Source organism: Nostoc sp. DedSLP04 (assembly GCF_034530775.1).
GTDB lineage: Bacteria > Cyanobacteriota > Cyanobacteriia > Cyanobacteriales > Nostocaceae > Nostoc.
The window spans coordinates 1-25364 of record NZ_JAVRCL010000088.1 but is presented as its reverse complement, the minus strand read 5'-3'; the positions used below and the strand labels follow the sequence as shown (position 1 = coordinate 25364).

17 protein-coding genes and 2 pseudogenes are annotated in these 25364 nt (G+C 42.9%); 6 read left to right on the top strand and 13 right to left on the bottom strand.

All coding sequences use genetic code 11. The features are described from left to right. Positions 1–99: 99 nt before the first annotated feature. Positions 100–802, bottom strand: a pseudogene (locus tag RMX89_RS31775) (iron uptake porin); the annotation flags it as partial. A gap of 884 nt (positions 803–1686) precedes the next feature. Between RMX89_RS31775 and RMX89_RS34645 the strand changes: the two are divergent. After that, positions 1687–1848, top strand: coding sequence for a hypothetical protein (locus tag RMX89_RS34645; protein WP_416212018.1), 162 nt, complete (start codon positions 1687–1689; stop codon positions 1846–1848). A gap of 259 nt (positions 1849–2107) precedes the next feature. On the opposite strand, the pseudogene RMX89_RS34640 reads toward RMX89_RS34645, so the two are convergent. From RMX89_RS34640 to RMX89_RS31755, 4 genes and pseudogenes are all read right to left on the bottom strand, one after another. After that, positions 2108–2530: pseudogene (locus tag RMX89_RS34640) on the bottom strand (GNAT family N-acetyltransferase); the annotation flags it as partial. Between the two features lie 410 nt (positions 2531–2940). Beyond that, positions 2941–4677: a diflavin flavoprotein gene (locus tag RMX89_RS31765; protein WP_322691740.1), complete on the bottom strand. Its 1737-nt coding sequence runs from the start codon at positions 4675–4677 to the stop codon at positions 2941–2943. A 267-nt stretch (positions 4678–4944) separates the two neighbouring features. Continuing rightward, the gene (locus tag RMX89_RS31760) at positions 4945–5457 is read right to left on the bottom strand and encodes a phosphate-starvation-inducible PsiE family protein (protein WP_322674095.1); all 513 of its coding nucleotides are present in this window, start codon (positions 5455–5457) and stop codon (positions 4945–4947) included. A 143-nt stretch (positions 5458–5600) separates the two neighbouring features. Further along, positions 5601–7331 (bottom strand): diflavin flavoprotein, encoded by a 1731-nt coding sequence (locus tag RMX89_RS31755; protein ID WP_322691739.1) that lies wholly within the window; start codon positions 7329–7331, stop codon positions 5601–5603. 219 nt (positions 7332–7550) lie between these two features. On the opposite strand from RMX89_RS31755, the gene RMX89_RS31750 reads away from it, so the two are divergent. Next, positions 7551–8492, top strand: coding sequence for a 1-aminocyclopropane-1-carboxylate deaminase/D-cysteine desulfhydrase (locus RMX89_RS31750; RefSeq protein WP_322691738.1), 942 nt, complete (start codon positions 7551–7553; stop codon positions 8490–8492). A gap of 136 nt (positions 8493–8628) precedes the next feature. Here the strand turns inward: RMX89_RS31750 and RMX89_RS31745 are convergent, their stop codons facing one another. From RMX89_RS31745 to bcp, 3 genes are all read right to left on the bottom strand, one after another. Beyond that, complete coding sequence (locus RMX89_RS31745; RefSeq protein ID WP_322691737.1) at positions 8629–9786, bottom strand: IscS subfamily cysteine desulfurase; 1158 nt, start codon at positions 9784–9786, stop codon at positions 8629–8631. Between the two features lie 5 nt (positions 9787–9791). After that, on the bottom strand, positions 9792–10418 hold the full coding sequence (locus RMX89_RS31740; RefSeq protein WP_322691736.1) for a type I restriction endonuclease: 627 nt from the start codon (positions 10416–10418) through the stop codon (positions 9792–9794). A 107-nt stretch (positions 10419–10525) separates the two neighbouring features. Further along, complete coding sequence (gene bcp, locus RMX89_RS31735) at positions 10526–11005, bottom strand: thioredoxin-dependent thiol peroxidase (protein ID WP_322691742.1); 480 nt, start codon at positions 11003–11005, stop codon at positions 10526–10528. A gap of 109 nt (positions 11006–11114) precedes the next feature. On the opposite strand from bcp, the gene RMX89_RS31730 reads away from it, so the two are divergent. The 3 genes from RMX89_RS31730 (at position 11115) to RMX89_RS31720 (ending at position 13537) form a co-directional block, all read left to right on the top strand. Continuing rightward, the gene (locus tag RMX89_RS31730; protein WP_322691735.1) at positions 11115–12041 is read left to right on the top strand and encodes an FAD-binding domain-containing protein; all 927 of its coding nucleotides are present in this window, start codon (positions 11115–11117) and stop codon (positions 12039–12041) included. A 94-nt stretch (positions 12042–12135) separates the two neighbouring features. Next, positions 12136–12564: a hypothetical protein gene (locus tag RMX89_RS31725; RefSeq protein WP_322674086.1), complete on the top strand. Its 429-nt coding sequence runs from the start codon at positions 12136–12138 to the stop codon at positions 12562–12564. A 652-nt stretch (positions 12565–13216) separates the two neighbouring features. Further along, positions 13217–13537: a hypothetical protein gene (locus RMX89_RS31720; protein ID WP_322673634.1), complete on the top strand. Its 321-nt coding sequence runs from the start codon at positions 13217–13219 to the stop codon at positions 13535–13537. Positions 13538–13578: 41 nt separating this feature from the next. On the opposite strand, the gene RMX89_RS31715 is transcribed toward RMX89_RS31720, so the two are convergent. The 5 genes from RMX89_RS31715 to RMX89_RS31695 all read right to left on the bottom strand — a co-directional run bounded on the left by RMX89_RS31715 (position 13579) and on the right by RMX89_RS31695 (position 23124). Further along, positions 13579–13923: a DUF2103 domain-containing protein gene (locus RMX89_RS31715; RefSeq protein WP_322667710.1), complete on the bottom strand. Its 345-nt coding sequence runs from the start codon at positions 13921–13923 to the stop codon at positions 13579–13581. A gap of 5 nt (positions 13924–13928) precedes the next feature. Further along, complete coding sequence (gene clpS, locus RMX89_RS31710; protein WP_292738203.1) at positions 13929–14255, bottom strand: ATP-dependent Clp protease adapter ClpS; 327 nt, start codon at positions 14253–14255, stop codon at positions 13929–13931. Between the two features lie 442 nt (positions 14256–14697). Next, on the bottom strand, positions 14698–16728 hold the full coding sequence (locus RMX89_RS31705; RefSeq protein ID WP_322691734.1) for an FAD-dependent oxidoreductase: 2031 nt from the start codon (positions 16726–16728) through the stop codon (positions 14698–14700). Positions 16729–17393: 665 nt separating this feature from the next. Beyond that, a complete protein-coding gene (locus RMX89_RS31700; RefSeq protein ID WP_322691733.1) occupies positions 17394–21377 on the bottom strand; it encodes a DUF4912 domain-containing protein in 3984 nt (1327 codons plus the stop codon). 640 nt (positions 21378–22017) lie between these two features. Further along, complete coding sequence (locus RMX89_RS31695; protein WP_322691732.1) at positions 22018–23124, bottom strand: precorrin-8X methylmutase; 1107 nt, start codon at positions 23122–23124, stop codon at positions 22018–22020. Positions 23125–23277: 153 nt separating this feature from the next. Between RMX89_RS31695 and RMX89_RS31690 the strand changes: the two genes are divergently transcribed. Beyond that, positions 23278–25347: a heavy metal translocating P-type ATPase gene (locus RMX89_RS31690; RefSeq protein ID WP_322691731.1), complete on the top strand. Its 2070-nt coding sequence runs from the start codon at positions 23278–23280 to the stop codon at positions 25345–25347. Positions 25348–25364: the final 17 nt, after the last annotated feature.

Here is a 25364-nt window from a genome sequence, read left to right as displayed (position 1 = left end):
TTTTAAACTAAACAGTTTAGTTTGCACTTCCTGACAGCTTCGCCAGCTCTTCCCCCAGTAATTGACCTTGAATGGTTCCTCTTTCATAAAATGAACCGCTCGATCTGAAATTGTAAGCTTGAAGTCCAACAATCAACAAATCACTGCCGTTAAAGCTGCTGGTAAGATTGAGCCGGACGCGATTATTGAAGGCTAATTTAGCATCTTGGCTGCCTGGTTCTCCACCTGTCGCTGTGGACAAAGAAAAAATTGCTTCGCCATTAAGTTTAGTTGTGGTAGAAAACTGTTGTTTCTCTAAGGTAGCTGTGCGAGGTTCTAAGGCATTTACTCGACCACGCAATGTTGCAAGTTCAGATGCAAATTGTTCTTGAAGTTTTTGGAGAGTAGTTAAATCTTCTTTCTTAACTAAATCACCAGTACTAGTAGCAATCAATTCGTTGATTCTATCTAAGCAAGCATTCAATCCCGCAGCAAATTCATAACGGCTTAAGGCACGATTTCCTTTATAAGTACTGTCAGGATATCCTACAATACAACCGTAACGTTCCACTACCGATTGCAGTGCAAGAAAAGCCCAATCTGTTGTCTTAACATCAGATAATTGAGATACTGAGTTTACTTGAGCGATCGCATTCGATTCTAAAGAATTAAAATTAGTTGAAACTCCGCTACTGTTGTCTTTGTCTGCGCTCTCAAAATTGTTTACATAATTTTCAGCAATTGATTGAGCAGTTGCAGGAGATGCACCCAGCGAAATTAAAGCAGTAAGTAAGCACAGCCAACTGACTTTTTTGGTACACATTAACTTGTAGTAATTCACACCCGTTCCTCACACACAAAAGAAAACACCACTGTTTGTTGCGAATACTGTATTATTCACAAGCTAAAGCTAACTTGCTAAAGCAAGCTATCAAGAATTAAATACTCTGTTTGCTGAAAGTTTCCCGATTAAATACGCGAATTGCTGCCGTACAAAATTTCTTTGTACGTAATTCATATAATATCTAAGCCAATGTATGGGCTTAGAGTAGTTGCAGCTTTTATCAAGTTCAAAATTGCAATTTTAACAATTACTTAGTCGTTAGGAAAGACTTCATTGCTTGAAAAACTACTTTTTGAAATTTTTAAACTACTTAAAGTTTATAGATACACTATAGTTTTGATAAGTGGTACTTTACCATATATTTTTTACAAAAATAAACACTTTTAAAGTTTTTGCTTTTGAGGTATATAAAAATAACATTAAAGTATTATCTAAGATTATAAGAAATAAATTTTTGATAATATTAAAATATATAACGCGATCGTTCGTGCAATCAATAATGAGTTGATAGCGATTCCCAGTTAAGTGATGTACAGATAATATTTTGAAACGCAGAGGGACGCAAAGTTAAGCCAGTGCGTTGCGCGGGTTCCCCGCGTTGTAGCAACTGGCGTAGCGCAGAGGTACGCAGAGATTTGTACCTCAGCAGACTAGGAAATGCTATATTGTCAGGCGAAACAATCTAGGACTTACGCACTATACAAATCAACCAAAACGTGTATTACGGTATTTAGTCTTTTCAGAGGCTTCAGATAACCCTGAATTATTCCGACATTTGCACTTTGTTGACCATTGTTACAAATGTGCTGACTTAGTTTAGTGGTTGCAGCAATAGGCAATTTAATAGAGTATTGAAGGTAAAAATGCGCCTACTGGCTCGTTGTACAGTCCCATACTCATCAATGTCATTGGTCGAACTATGTGCAATCCTTTCTCTAAGCACCAGCGCAATAACTCAGTATTGCGCGTTGGCAAGAGAAATCCTGATTCGGAAATTGCTGTTGCAGCGCTCAGTAGTGCTTTGAGGTCTTGATTACTTTGTGCAACTGCGTGTCCATCCAAGCCAAGTACAGTTATGTATCCTGTAATGCAACCGTTATGTTCAACTACTGTAAGCGTTTGCTGCTCAATTGCATCAAGTAATTCGATCTGGCGAACATGACCATGAACTTGAAAACAGAGTTGGTTGCAGATATCGATATCTGCTGCGGTTGCTTTACGAACCACATAGCCTAAAACTTCAAGTTGAAGCGCCGTACCTTTTAGGACTGCAAGCGGTTCTCGCACACGAAATCCGAGTTTAGTATATAAGGATAATGAACTACTATTATAAGCAGCTTGCACTAATCTGACACCTGCAAACTCTTGCTGCCGTGCGTAATCTAAGACGTATTGCATGAGATGCCTACCAATTGAACGTCCTTGCGTTATGGGGTTAACAGATAGCGGCCCAATTCCAGCAATTGCCCCATTATTCCAGAGGAAATTACTGCCCACAATATGTCCATCTAGCTCCGCTACAACCGAGTAAACATTTTGACGTTTAAGTAGAGACGAAAACGATTTAATTGTAGCTTCAGGAGAAGCCCAGTCTGTGGTAAGATTATATCGTTCATCGAGGATCTTAAACGCTTGGTAAGAGATTGAACCGCACTCATGAGCATCTTCAATCCTTCCCTCTCGCAAAATGAAGTTTGTGCTTTTCATAATAGCTATACTAGCCGTTTCAAGATAGTAAACTACTAAAGGGAGATGCATGAAAAAAATCAGAGGCAAAATAGAAACGTAGTGCGAGATTTATTAATAAAGATATGGCTGCGGCAAGACTTGTGTGTACACCGTAGTCTTAAGAGCAGAGAGGAATGAAAGTGAGGTTTTCCAGATCCCGTGAAACAATGTCATTGTCGATCAAAACAATGGCATTGTCAGTCGAAACAATGCCATTGCAACTTTAAAAGACTTGTGTGTACTTGACTTTTCACGTTATTTAGGAAAGCCCACGAAAAACCTAACCCCCTAACCGCCAACTCGTCGCGGGAAGGGGGAAAATTCAAAGTCTCTCTCCTTTTAGGAGAGAGATTTAGAGAGAGGTTTTCTACATACTATAAAAAGTCAGATTAATAATAGCTGCCAGATTTCCGATGTTCTAAAGCCGTGACACCATCATTTTCTAACACTTCACCGCGATCGATGACGGCATAAATTAACCATCGATCGCCACATTCAAGTTGATTTTGCACCGTACATTCTAAATAGGCTAATGCCTCATTCAAAATCAAACAACCATTATCAGCAGTTTTTGTGTCAAGATTTGCAAAGGGATTATCGCCCAAAGTGCTATGACGAGAAAAATAACGTCGGACATTTCTTCCTTCTTTGAGGATATTCAGCACAAATTTATCGCCAGGATGATGCATTAACTCTGCATTTTGCTCGTTAGCGATCGCAATCATAATTCCCGGCGGGTTAAAAGTTGCCTGAGATACCCAAGAAGTTAAAACCCCTTTGTGAGTTTCTTCATCACGAGTTGTCACAACACAAAGAGAACCAACAATCCGCCCCACCGCTTGTTCTGTACGATCTACATGGGTTTCTGTGACAATGTGGCGAGAAGAACGCAGTTTTTTAGTTTTCTTCAAGTTTTGGGCAAACAAAGCACCTGCTTCTTGACACTGCTGAAGAATCTCAGGAGTCGGACTGAAACGTACTCGAATTGTTTCAAATCCTAATTGATAATTAGCATCTTTGAGCTTGCTTTCTATTGAATCTATCGCCTCACCACTCCAACCATAAGAACCAAACACCCCTGCTAACTTAGTTTTAGCCGCCACTGAGAGAACTATTCCTAAAGCAGTTTGAATTTGAGTTGGTGCATGGCCGCCTAAAGTGGGTGAGCCAATAATCAAGCCATCGCAGGTTTCTACAATGCGGTTAATCTCCGCAGAATCGGCTAATTCACAGTTGATTGATTCTACATTAACTCCATTTTGGATCAAACCTTGAGCGATCGCATTTGCCAGAATTGCTGTATTTCCATAAGCAGAAGCATAGAGCAAAGCGACACTCAATTCTTGAGATTTTTGTCCTTGACACCATTGACGGTAATCATAAGTAAAACGGCTGAGGCTGTAACGGACAACTGGCCCGTGTGCTGGGGCATAACATCTGGCTCCCAAAACCGATATTTTATCTAAAGCTACTTCGACTTGTTTAGCTTGGGGTGCATGGAGACATTCAAAATAGTAACGACGTTCCGCATCTAAACCCTTCCAATCTTCATCAAACAAAGTATCTTCGCAAATATGAGCGCCAAAAAGTTTGTCTGTGTAGAGAATTTTTGTAGCAGCATCGTAGGTACAAAGTCCATCCGCCCACCGGGGAGTTGGTACGGAGATAAATGATAGAAGATGTCCTTGTCCTAAATTTAGAGTATCTTGCGATCGCATCGCTTGAATAGGTGATTCAAATTCGGGAAAGGCAGTTTTGAGAGCATTGGCGGCGGGACGAGAACAAATGAGAGTGGCTTGAGGAACCAGAGAGAGTAATACTTGTAAGGTTGCTCTGCGGTTCGGATTGACATGACTGAGAACAATGTAATCGAGAGAGATGAAATCTAGATGTTGTGCTAGTTGCTCAAGGTAAATTTCGGTAAAAGACTCGCCGGGAGGGTCAATTAAAGCCTTTTTATCAGCTTGAATTAGATAAGAATTCGCTGTAGTTCCCCGTTGGCGGGAATATTCAACTTCAAATTTTAATCTGTCCCAAGTCCGCGATCGTAAAATCAGAGTATTTTTACCAATTTCAGCAACTTGTACATCTCTGCTATGGTTGGGCATTAATGTGGCAGCAGACATAATAACCTCTCTTAATAATGGGGAATTGGGAATTGGGCATTGGGCATTGGGGAGGCAGTGCGGTCTTCTCCCAAGGGGAGACGCCAAGGGCGATGGGGTCTCCCCCAACGGGAGAGCGAGTTCCTCTTTGTTGAAACAACAAGACCGGACTCGCTCACCAAGTGGAGCAACTGCCGTCATTGGGCATAACAGAAGATTCAGACACGATTAATCGCATCTCTACCCACTTCCGTTCGACTACGCTCACGGCAAGCCTACTTCCTATTTTTAATGACCATTGGTTTGTGTTAGTTCAGACTTTGCTCGGCTTCTATAGCGTTTAGATACTTCTTGTTCCGGGTCGATACCTTCAAAAGTTGGGGGTAGCCAAACTCGCAGGAATAGTAGAACTCCTAACACTAATAAAAAGGCACAAGTTGCTAAAACTTGACTCCAACTTGTTTCTAAAACACCTTTAACAATGACTTCTCGCAATGCGGAAACGATAGAAACTTCAACAGCTACTCCAATAGATACTCGATGTTCTTGTAGGTAAATAATCAGCAGTCGGAATAGCTCAACTAAGATAAGTAAAAAGAGAATATCGGCAGTAACAGCATGAAAATCTAAAGGTGGAAGTAAGGAGAGAAACATATCTCTCACCTGAAGCACCATGAAGCTAAATAAACCGATACACAAAGAAATTACAATTACATCTTGGATAAATTCCAAGCTTCGGACAACGCGCCCACGATTAATTTCGTACATCGTAATCGGGGTATTTTCAACAGATTTATACATAGTTTTTAGGAGACGCGATGAATCACGCCTGTACAAGAGTGGGTAGAAACGCGATGAATCACGTCTGTAGGGAGCAGAGGAGCCTAATGACAAATGACCAATGACCAATGACAAATGACAAATGACCAATGACAAATGACAATTTAGTAATGATTGCCAATTTTGCGATGATGGGCGGCTGTAAGTGCATGTAAGTTGGCAACTCTTCCAGTTTGGACTGTGCTATAAATTACCCAATGATCTCCACAATCCATACGGCTAGTAATTTCACATTCCATGTAAGCTAAAGCTTCAGCTAAAACGGGCGATTCATTTTTACCTGGATATGTTTTCACTCCAGCAAATCTATCTGCGCCAGGAGCAAAACGCTTGAGGAAATGTTTCATTAATCCTTGATATTTGCCTTCTTCTAAAACATTTAAAACAAAGCGATCGCCAACGTGCATCAAGGATTCAATTGCCCGATCTTTGGAGACTGCGATCGCTACTCCCAAAGGCTCAAGACTGGCTTGTGTCACCCACGAAGCCAACATCGCACTCTGAATTTCTCCTTTTTTGGCAGTGATAATGTATAATCCTGTGGTAATCCGCCCTAAAGCTTTTTCTAGCTCGGTATTGATAGATTTGATTTGTTTTATGGTGCGATCGCGGGTTAACCATTGACCCATATCTGTCCCCGCTTCATCACAAAGTTGTTCCGTTGCTTGGGTAGGAATTTCCTTCACTAAAATAGGTGGAAAAGCTTCAGTTAATCCCAGTTCTTGAAACTTATTGCGTAACGGGTAAATTGGTTCATCTTCTCCCCCTCCTGACTCTAATAAACCAATTGCTTGTTTCTTATGAACAGCAGCCAAAATTGTACTTAAAGCAGCTTGAATCATTACCGAAGATTGGGGTGGCATTGCAATTACTAAACCAGAAGCTTGTGCAACTAATTCTCGAACTTCTTGAGGTTCTGCACTATTGAGGTCTACTAATTCTATTGCTACACCTGTTTTTGCGCATCCATGTGCAATGTTACGGACTAAATGTTCGCTATGCCCATAATCTTCAATATAAAATAGAGCTACTAAAGTCTCTGTTTTTGCTTGTTCTAAACTCCAGTTTTGATATCGTCCCAGCCATTCGGAGATATAGTTTTGTAATAAAGGGCCATGTCCTGTAGCAACAGTTGCTATTTCTAACTTTTCAATCCGCTTTAAAGCTGCCAAAACAGACCGGGCATTCGGCCCCATGAGACAATCATAGTAATATTTAAAATCCTCCTCAAGTAAGGTGATATTTTCATCAAAAGTGTGGTCATCACAGTAGTGCATCCCAAACACATCGCAAGTGTAGAGTGTGGAAGTTTTATGGTCATAAGTCAAGATTGTGTCAGGCCAGTGTAAGTTAGGTGCAGAGATAAATTCTAGTTCGTGTCCGTTGCCTAAATCTAAGCGTTCTCCACTTTTCACCTGCATTGATTTAAAAGGCTGGTGAACCATATTTTCTAAAAATTGAATAGCTACCTTTGCAGCAACAACAGTAATAGAAGGAGCTAATTCTAAAATATCTTTCACTAAGCCACTATGGTCTGGTTCTGTATGGCTAATAATCAAGTAATCTATCTTAGTTGGATCGATTAATCCCATCACTACCTCAAGATATAATTGCTCAAACTTGCGGTGAGATGTGTCAACTAAGGCAACTTTTTCCCCTTGAATTAAGAAAGAATTATAGGTTGTACCATTCCGTAAACCAAACTCGATATCAAAACGTTCTCTATCCCAATCGAGACAACGTATAGCAGTCGTTTGAGGAGCAATTTCGACAGTTTCAATCGTCAAACGTCCAGGATTGGAAATAACTTGAGTAAGCTGTGTGAGTGCAATCATTTCTTTTCTCCAAAAGAATATTATCTGGAGCGAGTGTTCTGTTTCTTATATTTACCTGAAACACTCAATTAGTAAAATGCCAATTTCTAAAGCTAATCATTAGAAAGATTTATTCATCATCTTGATTGACTAACCATTGAATTACTCAATGTTTATCATTATTTTTATATTCGATAATGAACGTGAGAAAATGCAAATTCTAAGTTAGAATCTTGACAGATGTCGTTAACCTTTATTACTCCTCCTCTACAACAAATCAACAGCGAAATCGCCCGTCACACTGGTGTTGAACTGTATGTGCTGCGTCTGGATCTCATGCACCCGTGGGTTAACGGCAATAAATGGTTTAAGCTGAAATACAATCTTTTAGAGGCCAAAAAGAAAAATTTCACAACAGTGCTAACCTTTGGCGGCGCTTATTCCAATCACATCTATGCAACTGCGGCGGCTGGTAATCTTTTCGGTTTTCGCACCATTGGCGTAATTCGTGGAGAGGAGAGGCTACCATTAAACGCAACGCTAGGTTTTGCTGTACAACAGGGTATGCAGCTTGTGTATCTAAACCGCGAAATGTATCGACAGCGCAACACACCAGCACTACAGGAATATCTGCGACAAAGTTTTGGTGAGGTGTTTATCATTCCCGAAGGCGGGAGTAATTTAAATGGTGTGCGCGGCTGCACAGAAATAGTTAGTGATGCGACGATCGCCTTTAATCATATATGCGTAGCCTGCGGTACAGCCACCACACTAGCAGGTATTGCGCTTTCGTTGCATGAAAGACAAAGAGCGATCGCTTTTCCCGTATTGAAAAATGGCGCATTTCTTGCACCAGAAATCGAAAGTTTATTGACAAATTACCTCGCCTCTGATTTACCCACACCATATAATTCTCCCGCTTCCTGGGAATTAATATGTGATTACCACTTTGGCGGCTATGCAAAGGTGAACGATGAGTTACTACTGTTCAGCCAACAGTTCACACAGGAACATGGCGTACCTCTCGATTACGTATATACCGCCAAAATGTTTTACGGAGTGATGGATTTACTACAGCAGGGATTTTTTTGTAGAGGCGATCGCTTGTTGCTAGTACACACAGGCGGCTTACAGGGCAATGTGGGTATGGAAGAAAAGTTGCAGAGGTTTGCTAAAACCTAAGAGACCTACTAGCACTGCTACACTTCTAACTGGTTCCCAGCCTGGAGGCTGGGAATCGATTCTCGGAGGCTCTGCCTCCAGTGGCTTGACCAGAGGCAACACAAGACTTTAGGCTTATGTTAGTACCATTTGGTTCTTACCGTTTATTTTGTAAACTTTGAATGGTAGCGATCGCATGTTTTGCCACAATATCAATTTCCTCTTCTGTATTAAACCTGCCAATGCCAAACCGCACGGAGGCATAAGCTAGCTGTTGAGGGTGTCCCAAGGCTGTGAGAACATGGGAAGGAGCAGTATTTGCCGACGAGCAAGCTGAACCAGAAGAAACTGCCATTACTGGCTGCAATCCTAGCAAAAGCGCGGCTCCATCCACTCCCTCAACACTGATACTCAAGTTTCCCGCCAATCGCTGTTGAGGATGTCCGTTGAGATGAATTCCTTCAACTTGCGATAGCTGTTCCCATAATCTTTGCCTTAATTGGGTGAGGCGTTGGGTTTCTGTCGGTTGTTCAGCCAAAGCGATTTCTACAGCTTTGCCAAAACCGACAATTTGCGGTGTATACAATGTACCAGAACGCATTCCCCGCTCATGTCCGCCGCCGTGCTGCTGGGGAGCCAGTTGTACTCTGGGGTTGCGTCTGCGAACGTACAGCGCTCCAATGCCTTTGGGCCCATATACTTTATGTGCTGTTAGAGACATTAAGTCAATTTTCATCGCTTGCACATCTAAGGGAATTTTACCAATAGCTTGGGCGGCATCGGTGTGAAATAGGATTTGGTGTTCATGGCACATTTCCCCAATTTCTGCCAAAGGCTGTAACACGCCAATTTCGTTATTTGCAGCCATCACCGAGACTAAAATCGTTTCAGGACGGAAAGCTTTTTTTAACTCAATTAAATTAATCAATCCATCTTTTTGGACAGGGAGAATAGTAATTTCAAAACCAAGACTTTTTAAATAATTACAAGGATCGAGAACTGCACTATGTTCAGTGGCAATAGTAATAATATGCTGACCTTTTTTAAAATAAGCTTCCGCAACACCTTTAATAGCTAAATTATTTGCTTCTGTTGCACCACTCGTAAAGACAATTTCTTCTGGTGTGGCGTTGATTGCTGCTGCTAAAATTTCTCGCGTTTGCTTCACAGCAGCCTCTGCTTCCCAACCATAAACATGACCGATACTTGCTGGGTTGCCAAATTTTTCTGTGAAGTAGGGAATCATTGCTGCTAATACTCGTTCATCTACGGGTGTAGTAGCGTGGGAATCAATGTATATAGAACGAATAGACATAATTATTAACTCAAAACCTTACTCAGTTTTTTTAATACACTTAAAACCTGGTACAGTTCACTTTCTCGTCTCAAAAGTGTAAATTGGTCAGACATAGCATACTTTAGCTGATTCTCTTTGATAAGTTTCAGAAAAATAAAATCACTACCATTTGTTACTAATCCAAAAACAGGTTTATCTTGACTAAGATTAGACAACATATAAGCCAGTGCTTGGGGTATGGCTTCTAAAAGAGAAAAACTAGCCCTTTTAGATTCAATGACTAACAACCACAACTTTTCTTGAATAACTAGAACATCAATACGTCCTCTAATAATTTCTTCTTCATCTTCCAAGGCAATTTCAATAGATTCTTCAGTAGCGATAAAAAATGGCTCTTGATAGAATCCTGCCAAGTCTAATAAAGGAGATAGCACTATCATCTTAACTGCACTTTCTAAAAGCGGTGGGTGTTTTACCAATCTCATAAAATTAGTTTTCACCCTGTCTAGATATTGCTTTTCTATATCTGTGATTTCTGGAAGAGTGTCAAACCACTCTGTAAAAAAATCTTCATTTTCCGCTTGTTTCAGACCAAACTTTGCTTCTAAATCAGCAAGGCTGACATTATGCGCTTGAATGGCTTTAACCATAATATTATTCAACTGAATATACTACTATCTAACAGTTTGAGTTGTTACTTTGATGATAACGTTACTGGTTTCCACATTGATTTGACCAATTTGACTCACTTGGAATTTTACGTGGCTGCCAATTCCTGTAATTTAGTTAAAACTGCTTGAGCATGACCTTTGGTTTTTACGTTGGGCCAAGTATAGACAATAATTTTATCCGGTGAAATTAGAAAAGTTGACCGAGCAACACCCATATATTCTTTACCCATAAATTTTTTCAATCGCCAAGCGCCGTAGGCTTCGATTAAAAGATGTTCTGGGTCACTTAAAAGGGCGATCGCCAAGTTATGTTTGCTGATAAATTTACAATGGGATTTACCCAAATCTGGACTTACGCCTAAGATTTTTGCTCCCAGTGCGCTGAAGTCTTGATACAACTCGCTGAAATCTTTCGCTTCGGTGGTACAGCCCGGTGTATCATCTTTGGGGTAGAAGTAGAGGACAACCCACTGACTGCTGAGGTCGTCGAGAGTGACTAAATTGCCATTTTGATCAGGAGTGGAGAAATCTGGCGCTGGTTGTCCGACTTGGGGAATGTTGCTCATCATGGGATGTGAGAGATTGTGTAAGCGTAACTCGTCGTGGATATCGCTTTAGAATTGTACATATATTGAGCGATCGCCTACGCACGTAACCATTCATAATTTGCTGATAATGCCTAAAGATATGCAACGCGAATTTACCAACCGCGATGAGTTGGTAGCCTACCTGCTCGAACAATTCCCAGGTGCAGCAGAACGCGATAACCACATCAGCGAAACTGTGGGGGGACGCAAAGCGGCAGAAACAGCGCTGCAAAAGATCGACCCCCTTCGCTACGCCCAAACACGTAATTTTTTCGCAGGTGCTATCACGCGTCTTTCACCTTACATCCGCTATGGCGTTTTGAGTTTGCGAGAAATTCGAGATTATGTCCTCAATCACGTACAGCAACAAGAGGATGCTACGAAACTAATTAACGAATTAGGTTGGCGCGACTACTGGCAACGGTTGTATATGAAGTTGGGGGATGAAATCTGGAAAGACCAAGAAGAGTACAAAACTGGTTATACTGTGGACGAATATGCACCCGAATTCCCGCAAGATATTAGAGAAGGAAGTACAGGCAGGGTTTGCATTGACAGTTTCAGTCATGATTTGAGAGAAGTTGGTTATCTACATAACCACGCCCGAATGTGGCTAGCGGCTTATATTGTCCATTGGCGGCGTATTCGTTGGCAAGCTGGAGCCAAATGGTTTCTTGAGCATCTTTTAGATGGAGATCCTGCTAGTAATAATATGTCATGGCAGTGGGTTGCTAGCACCTTTAGTCAGAAACCGTATTTTTTCAACCGTGAAAACTTAGAACGCTACACCAAAGGGATTTATTGTGAGAAATGTCCCCTTTACGGTCATTGTGATTTTGAAGGTAGCTATGAAGAATTAGAACAGCGACTTTTTCCCAAAGGCGAATTTAGCAAACAACCTAATAGCCAAAGTTGGCAGCGTGATAAAAAAGGGAAGAGGAGCAGGGGGAGTGGGGGAAGCAGAGGGGCAGGGGGAGCAGAGGGGCAGGGGGAGCAGGGGAAGAAGAACTATTAATTATTGTCTAATACCCAATGCCCAATGCCCCATGCCCAATGCCCAATGCCCAATGCCCCATAACAAATGCCCCATAACAAATGACAAATGACAAATGACTAAACCAATTGTTTGGGTACATGGAGATTGCCTCAGTCCAAATAATCCCGCATTACACAAATACTCGGATGTTCCAGCTATCTGGGTTTGGGACGAGGCTTTGATAGAAGAATGGCAATTGAGTCTTAAACGTCTGACTTTTATCTACGAATGTTTGCTAGAGTTACCTGTTGTTATTCGCCGTGGCAATGTGGCACAAGAAATTTTAGCTTTTGCTCAAGAACATGATGCCAATTTAGTTGTCACAGCCAATAGTCCCAGTCCCAGGTTTGATGATATCTGTAATCAAATGGAGCGTTCTATAGCAGTGGAAGTGTTAGAGGTAGAACCGTTTTTTGGCTATGACGGCTATATTGACTTGAAACGGTTCTCGCGCTATTGGAAAGTGGCGCAAAATTATGTTTATCAAAAGCCTTCGCCCTAAATGTCTCTTATAAATTGGGCTACGGTGTACATACAAGTCAAATTACCCCCCTTAATCCCCCCTTTACAAGGGGGGAAACAAGAAAATCTAGTTCCCTCCCCTTTATAAGGGGAGGGTTAGGGTGGGGTAATTTTCCTCGTTCCCAGTCTCCGACTGGGAACGAGAGAAGGGGTTGGGGGATGAGGGCAGTTAATTTTACTTAAAAGATTTTGATTGATTTTTTAAGTAAGATTAATTTATAAGTTAATTACAACAATTGCTGCAATCATTTAAACCTTTCTTATATATGGAGGAATAATTGTTGCAAAGTATTAAACCTTTCCAGAAATTGCTTATATATTTCTTGGAAATACTTAAACCTTTCTTATATATGAAGGAACGATTGTTGCAAAGTATTAAACCTTTCCAGCAATTGCTTATATATTTCTTAGAAAGACTTAAACCTTTCTTATACATGAAAGAGCAATTGTTGCAAATGCTTCAATTTTGGCAACTAGGGTTGCAGGTTAATCGAGTTACGAGTGCTGAGTTGCAAGTTAGATTTTTCACTCAGCAGTTTTTATTCTATTGAGGTTTGTAAATAATTTGTATATCTGCAAGGAATATTCCTTTAGACTGAGTTTCAATTGAAAAAATGTAGGAATAAACACAAATGCATTCGTTAAATATATTTTGTCACGAATCTGTAGTTGCTGTTTCCTTTGTCGCTTGCATTATTGGACTGTTGTTACTGTGGGATGGTAAGCAGCAAACAAATGAGATGGAAGAAACAGAGCGAATTCTGTTTAGAATGAGCTTTAGTTACTGGCTAGTTTACTGTGTAGCTTTTGGCATCGAAAAAATAGTTTTACCTGGCTGGGAATCTGTAGTCATGACTTTGAAAATAACTACGGCTCTGTCATATTTCTTAACTTTTTCTTGTATTGTTAGTCTACCACTACACAAATTTGCAGTACATCGAGTTGAGGAATAGTTATTGGGTATGGGGCATGGGGCATGGGGCATTGGGTATGATTAACATCTCATAGCGATCGCTAATGCAGCTTCTAGTTGATCTTGGGACAAAGTTGTTAAAATAAAGACCTCTTGTACCGTTTTCCCCTGCCGCGCAATTACTTTATAGCCGCCGCGAATAGGTACTGAGACGCGTAGTTGCATTTTTGGACAATGACCTTTTGACCGCCCAATCACTCCCGGCGTCACAGTTTGGATACCATCCTGCTGACAAAGACGTTCTAAAATGGGGATAAGACCAGAAAGGTGTGTTGAGTGATTCCATACCAGTCTGGCAGCTTTTTGTGTTCGCGTAGCGTCTCGTAGAGAAGCCGTGCGCAGGGGATCTACGGAGGGTTTGCCCATAATAATTAAGCTGCTTCTAGAGGTGCCATTGTCAAACCTGCTCGGCGCAGTTGCTGGTGATACAGTTCCGCAGGTTCTTGGGGCCCGACCCAGACGATCGCTTGACCTTCATAGTGTACCTGATTAGTCAGATCCCACGCGCGATCGCCACTCATTCCCGGAATATATTTCATCAAACATTCACACACGTGTTGGAATGTATTAAAATCATCGTTTAATACAATCACTTTGTAATTCGGATAAGTCTTACGGATAACTTGATTAGACCGTTCAGGAGCTATAGTTGGTGCTGTGGACATCCCGTAAACATCTGCTGAAAGTGTCATAACCATAAAACAATTGGTCAAGATAATTTTACAAAACTACACTACAAGTAATTAGTTTAGTTTATTGTCTGGGTATTGGGGATTGGGGACTGGGGATTGGGGATTGGGGACTGGGGATTGGGGATTGGGAAGTTAGGAGTTAAGAGTTAGGTAGTTATATCAGGTTTGCTTAAACACTTGTAATATTTGTAGGTTGGGTTAAGGAACGAAACTCAACATTTGATCCCTGTTGATGTTGGATTTCACTGCCGTACCCCTACGGGGATCTTGCTACAACCCAACCTACATGATAAATCTTATTACAAGCGATCGTCGGACTTGATATTAAGAGTAAAGGTATTGTGTATTGGTAAGAATTCAATCCCCTATTCCCAATCCCCAGTCCCCAGTCCCCAGTCCCCAGTCCCCAGTTCCCAATCCCCAGTCCCCAGTCCCCAGTCCCCAGTCCCTATTTCCAATTATCCCAGTTTTCGTTAAAAATAGATGTATCTGGGAAGGCTGTAGGGTTGCCATTTTGTTGCAAAAGCCGTTTGAGTGCTTCTAGTTGTGGCTCTTGTTTAGGTAAATCATCGACTAGTTGGTAAGGTGCGATCGCATTTTTGAGTGCAAAACTAGCTACAGTTCCCGCAGCTGCGCCGGCCGACCATTCAAATGAGTGTACTCGATAGGCAGCAGCAGCAATATGACTAGTTGCAATACTTTTACCACCTACGAGCAAATTATCAATTTTTTGGGGAATCATTGCCCTCAAAGCAATTTGGAAGGGGTAAGCTTGACCTGCGCCACGTCTTTCGCCGGGACGTTCTGTGTTTCCAGGGGCTTCTGCGGGACTATTCACCATGCAAGGATGGAAATCTATGGCGTAGTGACCAATACCCACAGCATCGGGGAAAATGGTAGAACGAGTCCGTCGCATTGCTTTGTCTGGTGGAATTTTACCGTCAATTACTGATATTGCTTCTAAACCTGCAACTGCTGCTCGTAGCCGACGATACATATCTGCTGGCAGAGTCTTGGAGTAATACTCATCATTATAATCTCGGCGGGAAATATCAATTTCCCCAATCCCAAAGCCTTCAGCTTGTCCCCAACTGGGGCGGCCAACGATCCGCCGTCCTTCTCGCATATAGGGATATTTTGATAAACCATGCGCTGTCCCCATTGGTGAATTTAAACCGGAAACAAAGCGGTTATTAGTTTGCGGCTTCTTAACACTATCCCCTAGTTGAGAATCTGTAGTCCCAGCTACCAGCCAGTAATAAAAAGATAAAGCATTTTCCTCAGCCTTGCGGAGAGTTTCTGTCCGCAGTCCTCCCATCCAACCCCCTGGTTCTAACTGTCCAGTACTTTGTAATTGTTGGCGGGTATAAATTAGGTTATCTTGGGCTGTTCCGGGGCGGTAGTCGTTACCCCAAGTCCAGTTTTGCATCGAGATATCCCCTGGTGTAGGAGCATCAAAACTTACACCGCCGAATTTTTCTGGTTTCCCTTTATTTGGACTCCAGATGCGACGATAGGTAAAAACTAAATCAAAGCTAGCCAGTCGCGTTAATTCATAGCTGAAATATGGCGCATATTGGGGATAAAATGCAGGCATTGTCTGCGGTTGCGGTTCCTTGGTGGACTCCATTGCAAAGGTGTAGGTAAAACCTTGAGGACAATAGGGGTCATTATTAGCGCTGGAAGCAGAAGGTTCTAGGTAAGAACGAGCATCAATACCTAATCGGTAAGGAACATCAGCAAGGGCGATAATTTCTCCGGTTTCGCTAGCGTCTACGACATACCATTTAGGAGCATCCTCTTTCACTACTTTGGGGATGAAACGGACAATCGTTTTGGTAAACCGAGACGAGTTTTCGTAGCTATAAGAATCTTCAATACTTTGAGATAACGTAAAAGTATTGAGAGGTGGTGCGCCTTTTGGTGGTTGATGTTGAATTGCGATCGCACTATTAATTATTTTGCCATCAGCAGCGATTTCCAAATCCTTAATTACTGTGTTGGGAAACCATTGCAATTTTCCTTTGCCCTGCTTTTCGGCATCTTTAAGCATCTGGGTCAAAATGGCGTGAGCATCATGCGGAAGAAAACACGATTCACTTACCCAGCAGTCACCGGGGTTAAGCTTACCGTATTTACGCCCAATCCGATTTCGTAATTCCAGATAGCCGCGAGAATAGAATTTTAAAGCTCGTTGAGTTGGGCGTTCGTCTAACGCAGATGTTCCTTGAGCAGAAATTTGTCCTCCCAGCCAGTCTGTAATTTCCGTCAGACAAACTGTTCGCCCTGCTAGCAAACCCTCATAAGCTGTGGCTACACCAGAAAGTCCACCACCCACAACTAAAATCTCACAATTTACACTTTTGTCTGGGGTTCTCGGTGGCGCGGCGCTCGCCTCATCAAATACAACTAAGCTAGAGATTAAATTAAGACCAATCAGCGATGTTAAGCTAAAAGCTACTTTATGTCTATGTTTCATAGTTAAAAAAACGCTCCAAATCCTGTGTCACCTGTAGAAGTTAGCATTTAGAAAATGTCTAGCTCAAGAAATTTTTCTAGAGCAAAAGATGCGATGAATCGCCGTTTTGATATACAGACGCGATGAACCGCCGTTTTGATATACAGACGCGATGAATCGCCGTCTCTACAATACGCGATGAATCGTGTCTTTGTGATGATTTATCACATTTTTGCGATCTATAATTTTCATCAAAAAACCTTAATCGAATCGTATTATAATCATTTCCCCTAACAGGGATGAAAACGAAAGTTGGCATAATAAAATCCCCCCTTCCTACACCCCTGAAAAGGGAGAATTGGTTTAGAGGAGAATGGCACTAATAAATATACAGCCCTTGCTCTAACTGGTTAAGAGCCTAGAGGCTGTTAACCCATTCTGTGAGGCTTTGCCTCCAGTAGCTTGACAAGAGGCAGAAGCCCACTTTAGATACATTCTCAAGCCTCTAGGCTGGGAACAAGACGACATAAGCTTTTGGGCTTTTGTTAGTGCCATTCGGGTTAGAGGAGATAACTCAAGGTAATAAACTGTTCCACATTTAACTTGCATATATTGGGCGGGCGAGACGCCCACCCCACAAGAAATGTACAATTTCAGATTATGCAAACTAGATGTGGTTTAGCTTATTAGCTTTCGGAAGTTTCCTGAGAGAACTTCTTATGAATAGTTCTTGTGGATTCCCCATCAGCAGCTACCGTTATGAGATAGTCCATTAAACCATCTGAAAAGGGAAGACGTAGGTGGAAAGTACCATCGGGTTTGATTTTGATGGCATGGCCGGCAATGTTTACGTTGGTATTTGGTTGAGTTGCTCCGTGAATAATTAACTCAGCATCAGCCACGAACCAAAAATCTCCGTGGGGACGACTGAAAACCCGGACGTTAGCGGAACGGGCGATGAGTAACCAACGTAGTTCACCGCCGTAGGCATCGCCATCAGCAATATAGCCAATTTCAACCATGTAATCCCGATCACTCACCGGAATCGCCACAAAGCGATCGCGTGCTACTTCTTCAGATTCATACTGCTGGACAAGTTGGGGACTTTGATAACTCAAGTCAATGCCAGTCACATCATAGAGCCGCACTGCTAATTGAGAACCGCCCTGTTGTTGTAGTGCTTCAGACTGAGCTTTGGAAATGTGCCAAGAGACATAAGCCCACTTGGGAGTGCGGGGTGTGAGGACAATACTACTTTCTTCTGGGGTAGTTTCTGCTTCTACATTTGCCGAGCCAATAGCGGTTTCGCTGACTAATGGTACAACATTTTCAACAGTGGAATCTGTTGTCGGCTCCGTAGGCACTGGACTAAAGACACGAACGATCGCAGAACGGGCAATGAATAACCAGCGACCGCCATCAGCGACATAGCCAATTTCAGCTATGTAATCGCGATCGCTGATGGGAATTTCTACAAAGCGATCGTGTGCTGTCTCTTCACATTCATACTGCTGGACAAACTGAGGATTTTGATAACTCAAGTCTATTCCAGTTACATCATACAGTCGCACTACCAATTGAGAGCCGCCCTGTTGTCTCAGTGCTGCTTTTTTAGCTTCGGAAATCTCCCAAGAGACTTCAGCCCATTGGAAAGTGCGGGGTGTGAGGACAATACTGCTTTCTTCTTCGACATCTACCAAATCAACATCTGTTTTATCCGCAATTGCGACATCATCAACTACGGGATCTGGATTCACAGGGCCGAAGACATGAAGGATCGCAGAACGGGCGATGAATAACCAGCGATCGCCATCAGCAAGATAGCCAATTTCAGCTATGTAGTCGCGATCGCTCTGGGGAATGTCCACCAATCCGTCGTTTTCTGTTTCTTCAGATTCATACAGCTTTACCAGCTGCGGAGTTTGATAACTCAAGTCAATGCCAGTTACATCATACAGTCGCACGATTAATTGAGAGCCGCCTTGTTGCCGCAGGGCTGCTTTCTTGGCTTCGGGAATCTTCCAAGCGACATGAGCCGATCCATCAGTATCTGGTGTGAGGACAATACTGCTTTCTTCTTGAGTATCTACCAAACCAATAGCTGTTTCGCCTGCCATTGCCACATCATCAACTATGGGTTCTGGATTCACAGGACTGAAGACACGAACAATTGCAGAACGGGCGATGAGTAACCAGTGTTCGCCATAAGCGAGATAGCCAATTTCAGCGATGTAGTCGCGATCGCTCTGGGGAATTTCGACAACGCGATCGTGTGCTGTCTCTGCACATTCATACTGCTTCACCAGCTGCGGAGTTTGATAACTCAAATCAATGCCAGTCACATCATACAGCCGCACTGCCAATTGAGTACCGCCTTGTTGCCACAGTTCTGCTTTCTTGGCTGGGGAAATCTCCCAAGAGACATGAGCCGATGTATAAGTATGCGGTGTGAGCACAATACTACTTTCTTCATCAGCATCAACCAAACCACTAGCTGTTTCGGCTGCGATCGTCTCATTTGGAGCATCCGCTCCGAAAGTGCTAGCCCAAGCGCCAACTCCCGCGCCTGCTGCTAAAGCTGCGGCTGCGCCCAAATCTGTGGAGTTAGCTTCTTCAACAGCCGGCTCGGCAGGAAGTTCTGACTCTGGCCAACTGAAAGCGGGTTCGGCTGCGTCCGCTACCACATTCAATGCATCTTTACTCAATACATCTTCTGGAAATTCCGGTAAATCGAGCAGTGAGGATGTATCTGTCTCTAATGCTTCCACATCGGCTGTCGTTTCGTCAGATTCCACTAAAGGCAATTCATCAACTGAGGCTGTATCTTCAGTTGAGGTGATACTCTCTAGCCAATTCAATTCTGCCTGAAGTTCCTCGTCTGCCCGATCTTCACTAATTGCTGTGTCCCAGTATCCAAAATCAGATGATGCTTGTGGCACATCTGGTAATTCCGGGAGTGGGGCTGTCACCTCAGATGAAGGCAGTTCCACATCAGACAACTCTTCTGGAATATTACCTGGGTAAGGATATGAAGTATTTACTACAGCCGCCGGAGCTTCTATATCCCATGCAATTTCATCAGACTCAGGAGTGTATGTCTCCGTATAATTATTTAGTTCGGATGTCTCATCAGTTGCATTTGGTTCTCTTTCTTTGTTGTTAAAGGTAGACCAGGTAGCCGCCCCGATACCTGTTGCTATAGCCGCACCACCTAAAGCTGCGGCTCCCAAATTGTTATTTTCTGAGCCATTCGCTACGCTCGATGTCGCACCTTCATAGAGGTTAGAAGTACCATTACTTGTCTCTTGTACTAAATTTGCTGTCTGCTGAGTAGCATTTTGATCCAGATCGGATTGTGTTTGAGCGTAGATGTTGAAAGGAGTGCGATCGGGGTTTTCTTGCTCTTGAAAGTCCGGTACTGCTTGTTCCTCCAGCGTCGTTCCATTCAGGGAGGAAACTGTGCTGGGATCGAGCGCCGCCGTTTCTCCATTGGGTGGATGAGGATTTGATTCTGGTAAATTGTCTGTTTCCTCAGGGGGCAATGGGGGTTTTTTGAGAATCCACCATAGTACAGAGCCACCTACAGTTATAAAAAAGACAGGTAGCAGCAACCACAATGGTGTTTCTTTATTTACAATTGGAGCGCTTTGTGTAGGTGCAGCCACAAAGGGCTGTTCGCCAAATGCAGAACTAGTGGCACTAGGGGAAGGCGTAGGCGCTGGTGTCGTTTGGACACCTGGAGAAGCTGCAACAGGTTGTAAGACGCTGGCTGCGATCGCCTCGGCTTCGGCAGTTCTACCTTTTTCTATAGCCTGCTGTCCTGCGGGTGCTAGGGTAAAGCCAAGAAAATCTACTGTGGTTAAACTCTGATCTTTTTTGTAAACGTAAACTAAAGGTTGCGAGAAGGGATATCTCGCATCAGCTGGCAAGGCTTGATGTAATTGCAGAACTCGCACATCTTTCAACTTCGATACCTGATTAGCTAACACATAGCTGATACCGTCTTTGCCCAGTTGTTTGATGATTTCTGCGGTATTATCGTCACTTACTTGGGTAGCATTAGCACCTGTAGCAAATTCAGCAGTTTTGAAGGCTGGATAAGTACGAAAAGTATTGCGAGTTTCACTCGTGTTCGGGCGATCGATGAACCGAATCTTGGCTGAAGGCCCTCCCAGTTGTGACCAATTTGTAATTTGTCCCCGAAAAATCCGGGCGAATTGCCTACTAGTCAAGCTTCCTTTGAAAGGATTCTCTGCACCAACCACGATCGCAATCTTCTCACGCTGCAAACGAACTTGCTCTAGTCCTTGAGCTTTTTCTGCTGGCGTTAACCCGCGCCCCATTGCGACTATATCGATTTTGCCATCTAGCAAATCTTTCAGCGCTTTCTCAGTGCCGTTAGCAGCAACTTCAACCTTTTTACCGACAAACTGTTTTTCAAAACTTTCTTTCAGGCTTTGGTTGATTGCACTCAAGCTACTGGAACCGTCAATCCGCACTATCGGTTCATTCTGCACTGTTTGTGGCAGTGGCGAAGAGGTAGCTTCAGGTGTAGATTGTGCCAGCATCGGAGCTGATACCACCAGAGATGCTGCCATCGGGGTTGTAGCTAAGGCAACCCATAATAACAGTCTGACTATCAAAGTATCTTTTTTTTCTTGTTGCCACATAAGCCCCTTAATTAAAGTAAAAAATAGAAAGCCTGCCAGTCCTAAATCGCGATCTTTATAAAGATTATGGAGGAGACGGGCTAATTATACATCTGAGTTATCTTTAGTTCTAATTACTTTAAAGCACTTATGCTGATTTATACTTCGCTCTAGCTTGGATAGCATGATAATTTATACTCTAATTGCCAAAGTCTGTTTACTATAAATTCTTCTAAGTTATATTGCAACTTAGAGGTTGTTTGAAAAGTGGTTGGCTGTGATTAAAATTACCCTCCTTAATCCCCCGATACATTGGGGGAAACCAAAAATCCAGTTCCCTCCCCTTTACAAGGGGAGGGTTAGGGTGGGGTAAAAAATATTTAATACATCAATCATGACTTTTCAAACATCCTCTCATACACAAGTTGGTAGTTTATGACCGCGATTATGAATTATTGAATTACTAAAACTGGTAAAGTGTAGCAAATTCAATATTATTTAACAATATTATTTTTAGTAGTGCTGAGTCTGAGTTATGAGTTATGAGTTATGAGTGCTGAGTTATGAGTTCTATGTGCTAAGTGTTGAGTGCTTTTTCATGCAAGGCTTTTGAAACTCGTTTCACTGAGACTGTCTTAAATGAATACTTATTGTTCAGCACTTATTTGAGATAACAATGACAATCTGGCTTATCTATTAGTGACTCCACCAAAGCATTTAGGGCAGTTGCAGCTAATGCGCCACCTCCCAAAGTGCCTTCAACTGTAATATAAGGTATCCCTTGTTGCATCAGTTGTCGCTTGGCTGCGGGAGCATGACTAAAGCCAATGGGCATTCCAATTACTAATGCAGGCTGAATTTTTTGGTTTGCGATTCCTTTACAAGCTTCCAAAAGTACTGAGGGGGCATAACCAACTACCAACACACAACCCTGACTTACTTGCTGCAATTTTGTTCGCCATTCTCGATGCTGCCAAAAGGCGAGTTCTGCTTCAGTGGCGGTGGTAATATGGGGGTTATCAATCAAGGTTTCGGTGCGGCATCCCAAGTGAAGTAATCGGGTTCGATCTAAAGCAGCAGCAACCGTTTGAGTATCGACAACAATTTCACAACTTGCAGATAAAGCTTCTCGACTAGCGGCGATCGCATCTCGACTCAATTTCACAAACGATACTAAACTGACATCGCCACAAGCCAAAACCAACTGAGAAATTAAATGCTGTTCAATTTCCGAACGGTGAGACAAATCAGGTAGTAAGCGTTGTAGCGATTCAGTAAAAGCTTCCGAGTGGGTATGAATTTCGGCATCCAAACCACTCCAGAGATTTTCCAATCCTCCCAATCCAGCTTGAGTTTCAACATCGAGTAACTTCAGTTGCGCCAAAACTTCCGCCTGGATAATTTGACAATGGCGATCGCGCCCCAATAATCCTTCTAATGCTGATGCAGTTTGTCGCAGTTGAGAAATTTGTTGCATCACCGCGCGATATTGCTGCTGAAGTTGTCCCATGAGGTTAACCGTTGTGTCGGCTTCTGGTTCCACTTCCAAAATATTGCGAATATGGTTTAGCTGAAACCCCTGCTGTTTGAGTGCGACAATCCGTTGCAACCGGAGAACATCTTTTTTGGTATAGAGACGGTAATTGCTTGGCGATCGCACTGGTTGCGGTAGCAGTCCCAACTGATGGTAATGGCGCACCATCCGCGGAGTTAAACCTCCACCAACCGCTTCCGTAAGTTCCTTAATAGTTAAGCAACCAGCATTCATAATTTACTCCAAAACAACACAGATCAAAATTTAACTCTGCGTACCTCTGCGCTTCCCTCAGCGACCCTTTGCGTTTCAAAATCATTATCAAGCTTGACATTAACATCAATGTCAAGGTTTAGCGTGAGAGAGTCCTTATTAATATCACCTCTCATGCTCTACCCCCAACGTTTGGGCCAATTCACCAGAGAACACGCAGATACCGTAGCCGCCCTTTTGTGTGGATTCCTATTATTTCTCGGATGGTTCGCCTTGCATCTCGGTTGGTTGGGATGCGCGTTCCTGTTACTACCCGCCGCTTATATAATTGGCGGTTATGAAAGTGCGCAGGAAGGATTGACTACCCTCTTCAAAGAAAAAGAACTCGATGTCGATTTGCTGATGATTGTCGCCGCCATTGGTGCTGCTAGCCTCGGCTTATGGCGAAGAGAATATCATTTAATTATTGATGGGGCAATTTTGATTTTGATCTTTGCTATCAGTGGCGCATTAGAAGGCTATGCAATGCAGCGAACTGAGCGGAGTATCCGCAGTTTGATGAGTTTAACACCAGATACAGCAAGGGTTTTACTTCAGGGAAGAGAAGAAGAAATTCCGATCGGTCAGTTAAAGGTGGGTGATGAAATTGTTGTCAAACCTGGAGAGCTAATTCCTACTGATGGGATAATTTTATCTGGTTACAGTACCCTCAATCAAGCTGCAATTACAGGCGAGTCTTTACCTGTAGAGAAAACAGTGGGCGCAGAAGTATTTGCCGGCACGCTCAACGGCTATGGTGCATTGCAGATTAAGGTACACAAACCAGCCCAAAGCAGTTTAATCCAGCGTGTAATTCGTTTAGTAGAACAAGCAAAGACAGAAGCACCACCTTCGCAAGAGTTTATCGATCGCTTTGAGAAAGGATATGCCAAAGTCATTGTAGTAGCCGGAATATTACTGGCAACTTTACCGCCATTTCTTTGGGGATGGGATTGGGAAACAACAATTTATCGCGCTCTTACTTTCCTTGTGGTAGCTTCTCCCTGCGCGCTGATGGCTGCAATTATGCCCACGCTGCTTTCGGGAATTGCCAACGGTGCAAGACAGGGAATTTTGTTTAAAAATGGGGCGCAGTTAGAGAAGATTGGCAAAGTCCGAGCGATCGCATTTGATAAAACTGGTACTCTGACAACAGGACAGGTGCAGGTATTCCAGGTATTTTCAATTAGTGAATACACGCAACAATATGTGTTAAAAGTTGCCGCTAGCGTGGAATCATATTCAGAACATTCCATCGGTAAGGCAATTGTACAAGCGGCTGGTGAAACAGTTCGAGTCTTCTCTGCGAGACGCTCCGCGTTCGCGAAGCGTTCCGTTGGCGCAGCCTCTCGAAGAGAAGGAAAGGCGGTTCCAGTCGAGTCGAAACTGTTGAACCCGAAGGGCGATTTGGATTTGGTTGATGCAATCCAAGTGCAAGCCATACCGGGACAAGGAATTGTGGGAATTGCTCAAGAACAACAAATAATTGTGGGTAATGCTGTTTTTGTACAGCAGTATGTCACAAATTTACCTGATGAATTGCGAAAAATGGCTCAATCTTGGGAGCAAGAAGGTAAAACTGTAGTTTGGGTAGCAAAGAACCCCACCCCCAACCCCTCCCCGCAAGCGAGGAGGGGAGCAGAGGTGATGGGTGTAATTGCTCTTGCAGATGAAGTAAGAGCGGAAGCCGCCGCAACCATTACCCGCTTGAAGAAATTGGGAGTTGAACAAATTGTCATGTTAACCGGCGATAATCAGGAAACTGCTCACAGTGTCGCCAAAGCAGTAGGAATCGATCGGGTATATGCCCAACTTCTACCAGAAGATAAGCTGAATATTATCCGCCGTTTACAGCAACAATATCAAACTGTGGCAATGGTAGGCGATGGGATAAATGATGCGCCAGCTTTAGCACAAGCATCTGTGGGTATAGCAATGGGAGTATCCGGTAGTGATGTGGCATTAGAAACCGCAGATATCGTACTGATGGCAGACAGGTTAGAAAAAATTGCTGTAGCGATACATTTGGGCAGGCGATCGCAAGCCATAGTAAAACAAAATATAGTTGTAGCGTTGAGTTTCATTATGTTGCTTTTAGTCGGCAACTTTCTCGGAAATATTAACCTACCCATCGGCGTCATTGGCCATGAAGGTTCCACAGTATTAGTGGGAGCATCCCATTTTTGCAGAAATACTGATTCATGAGTGTAGTATGGGGAGAA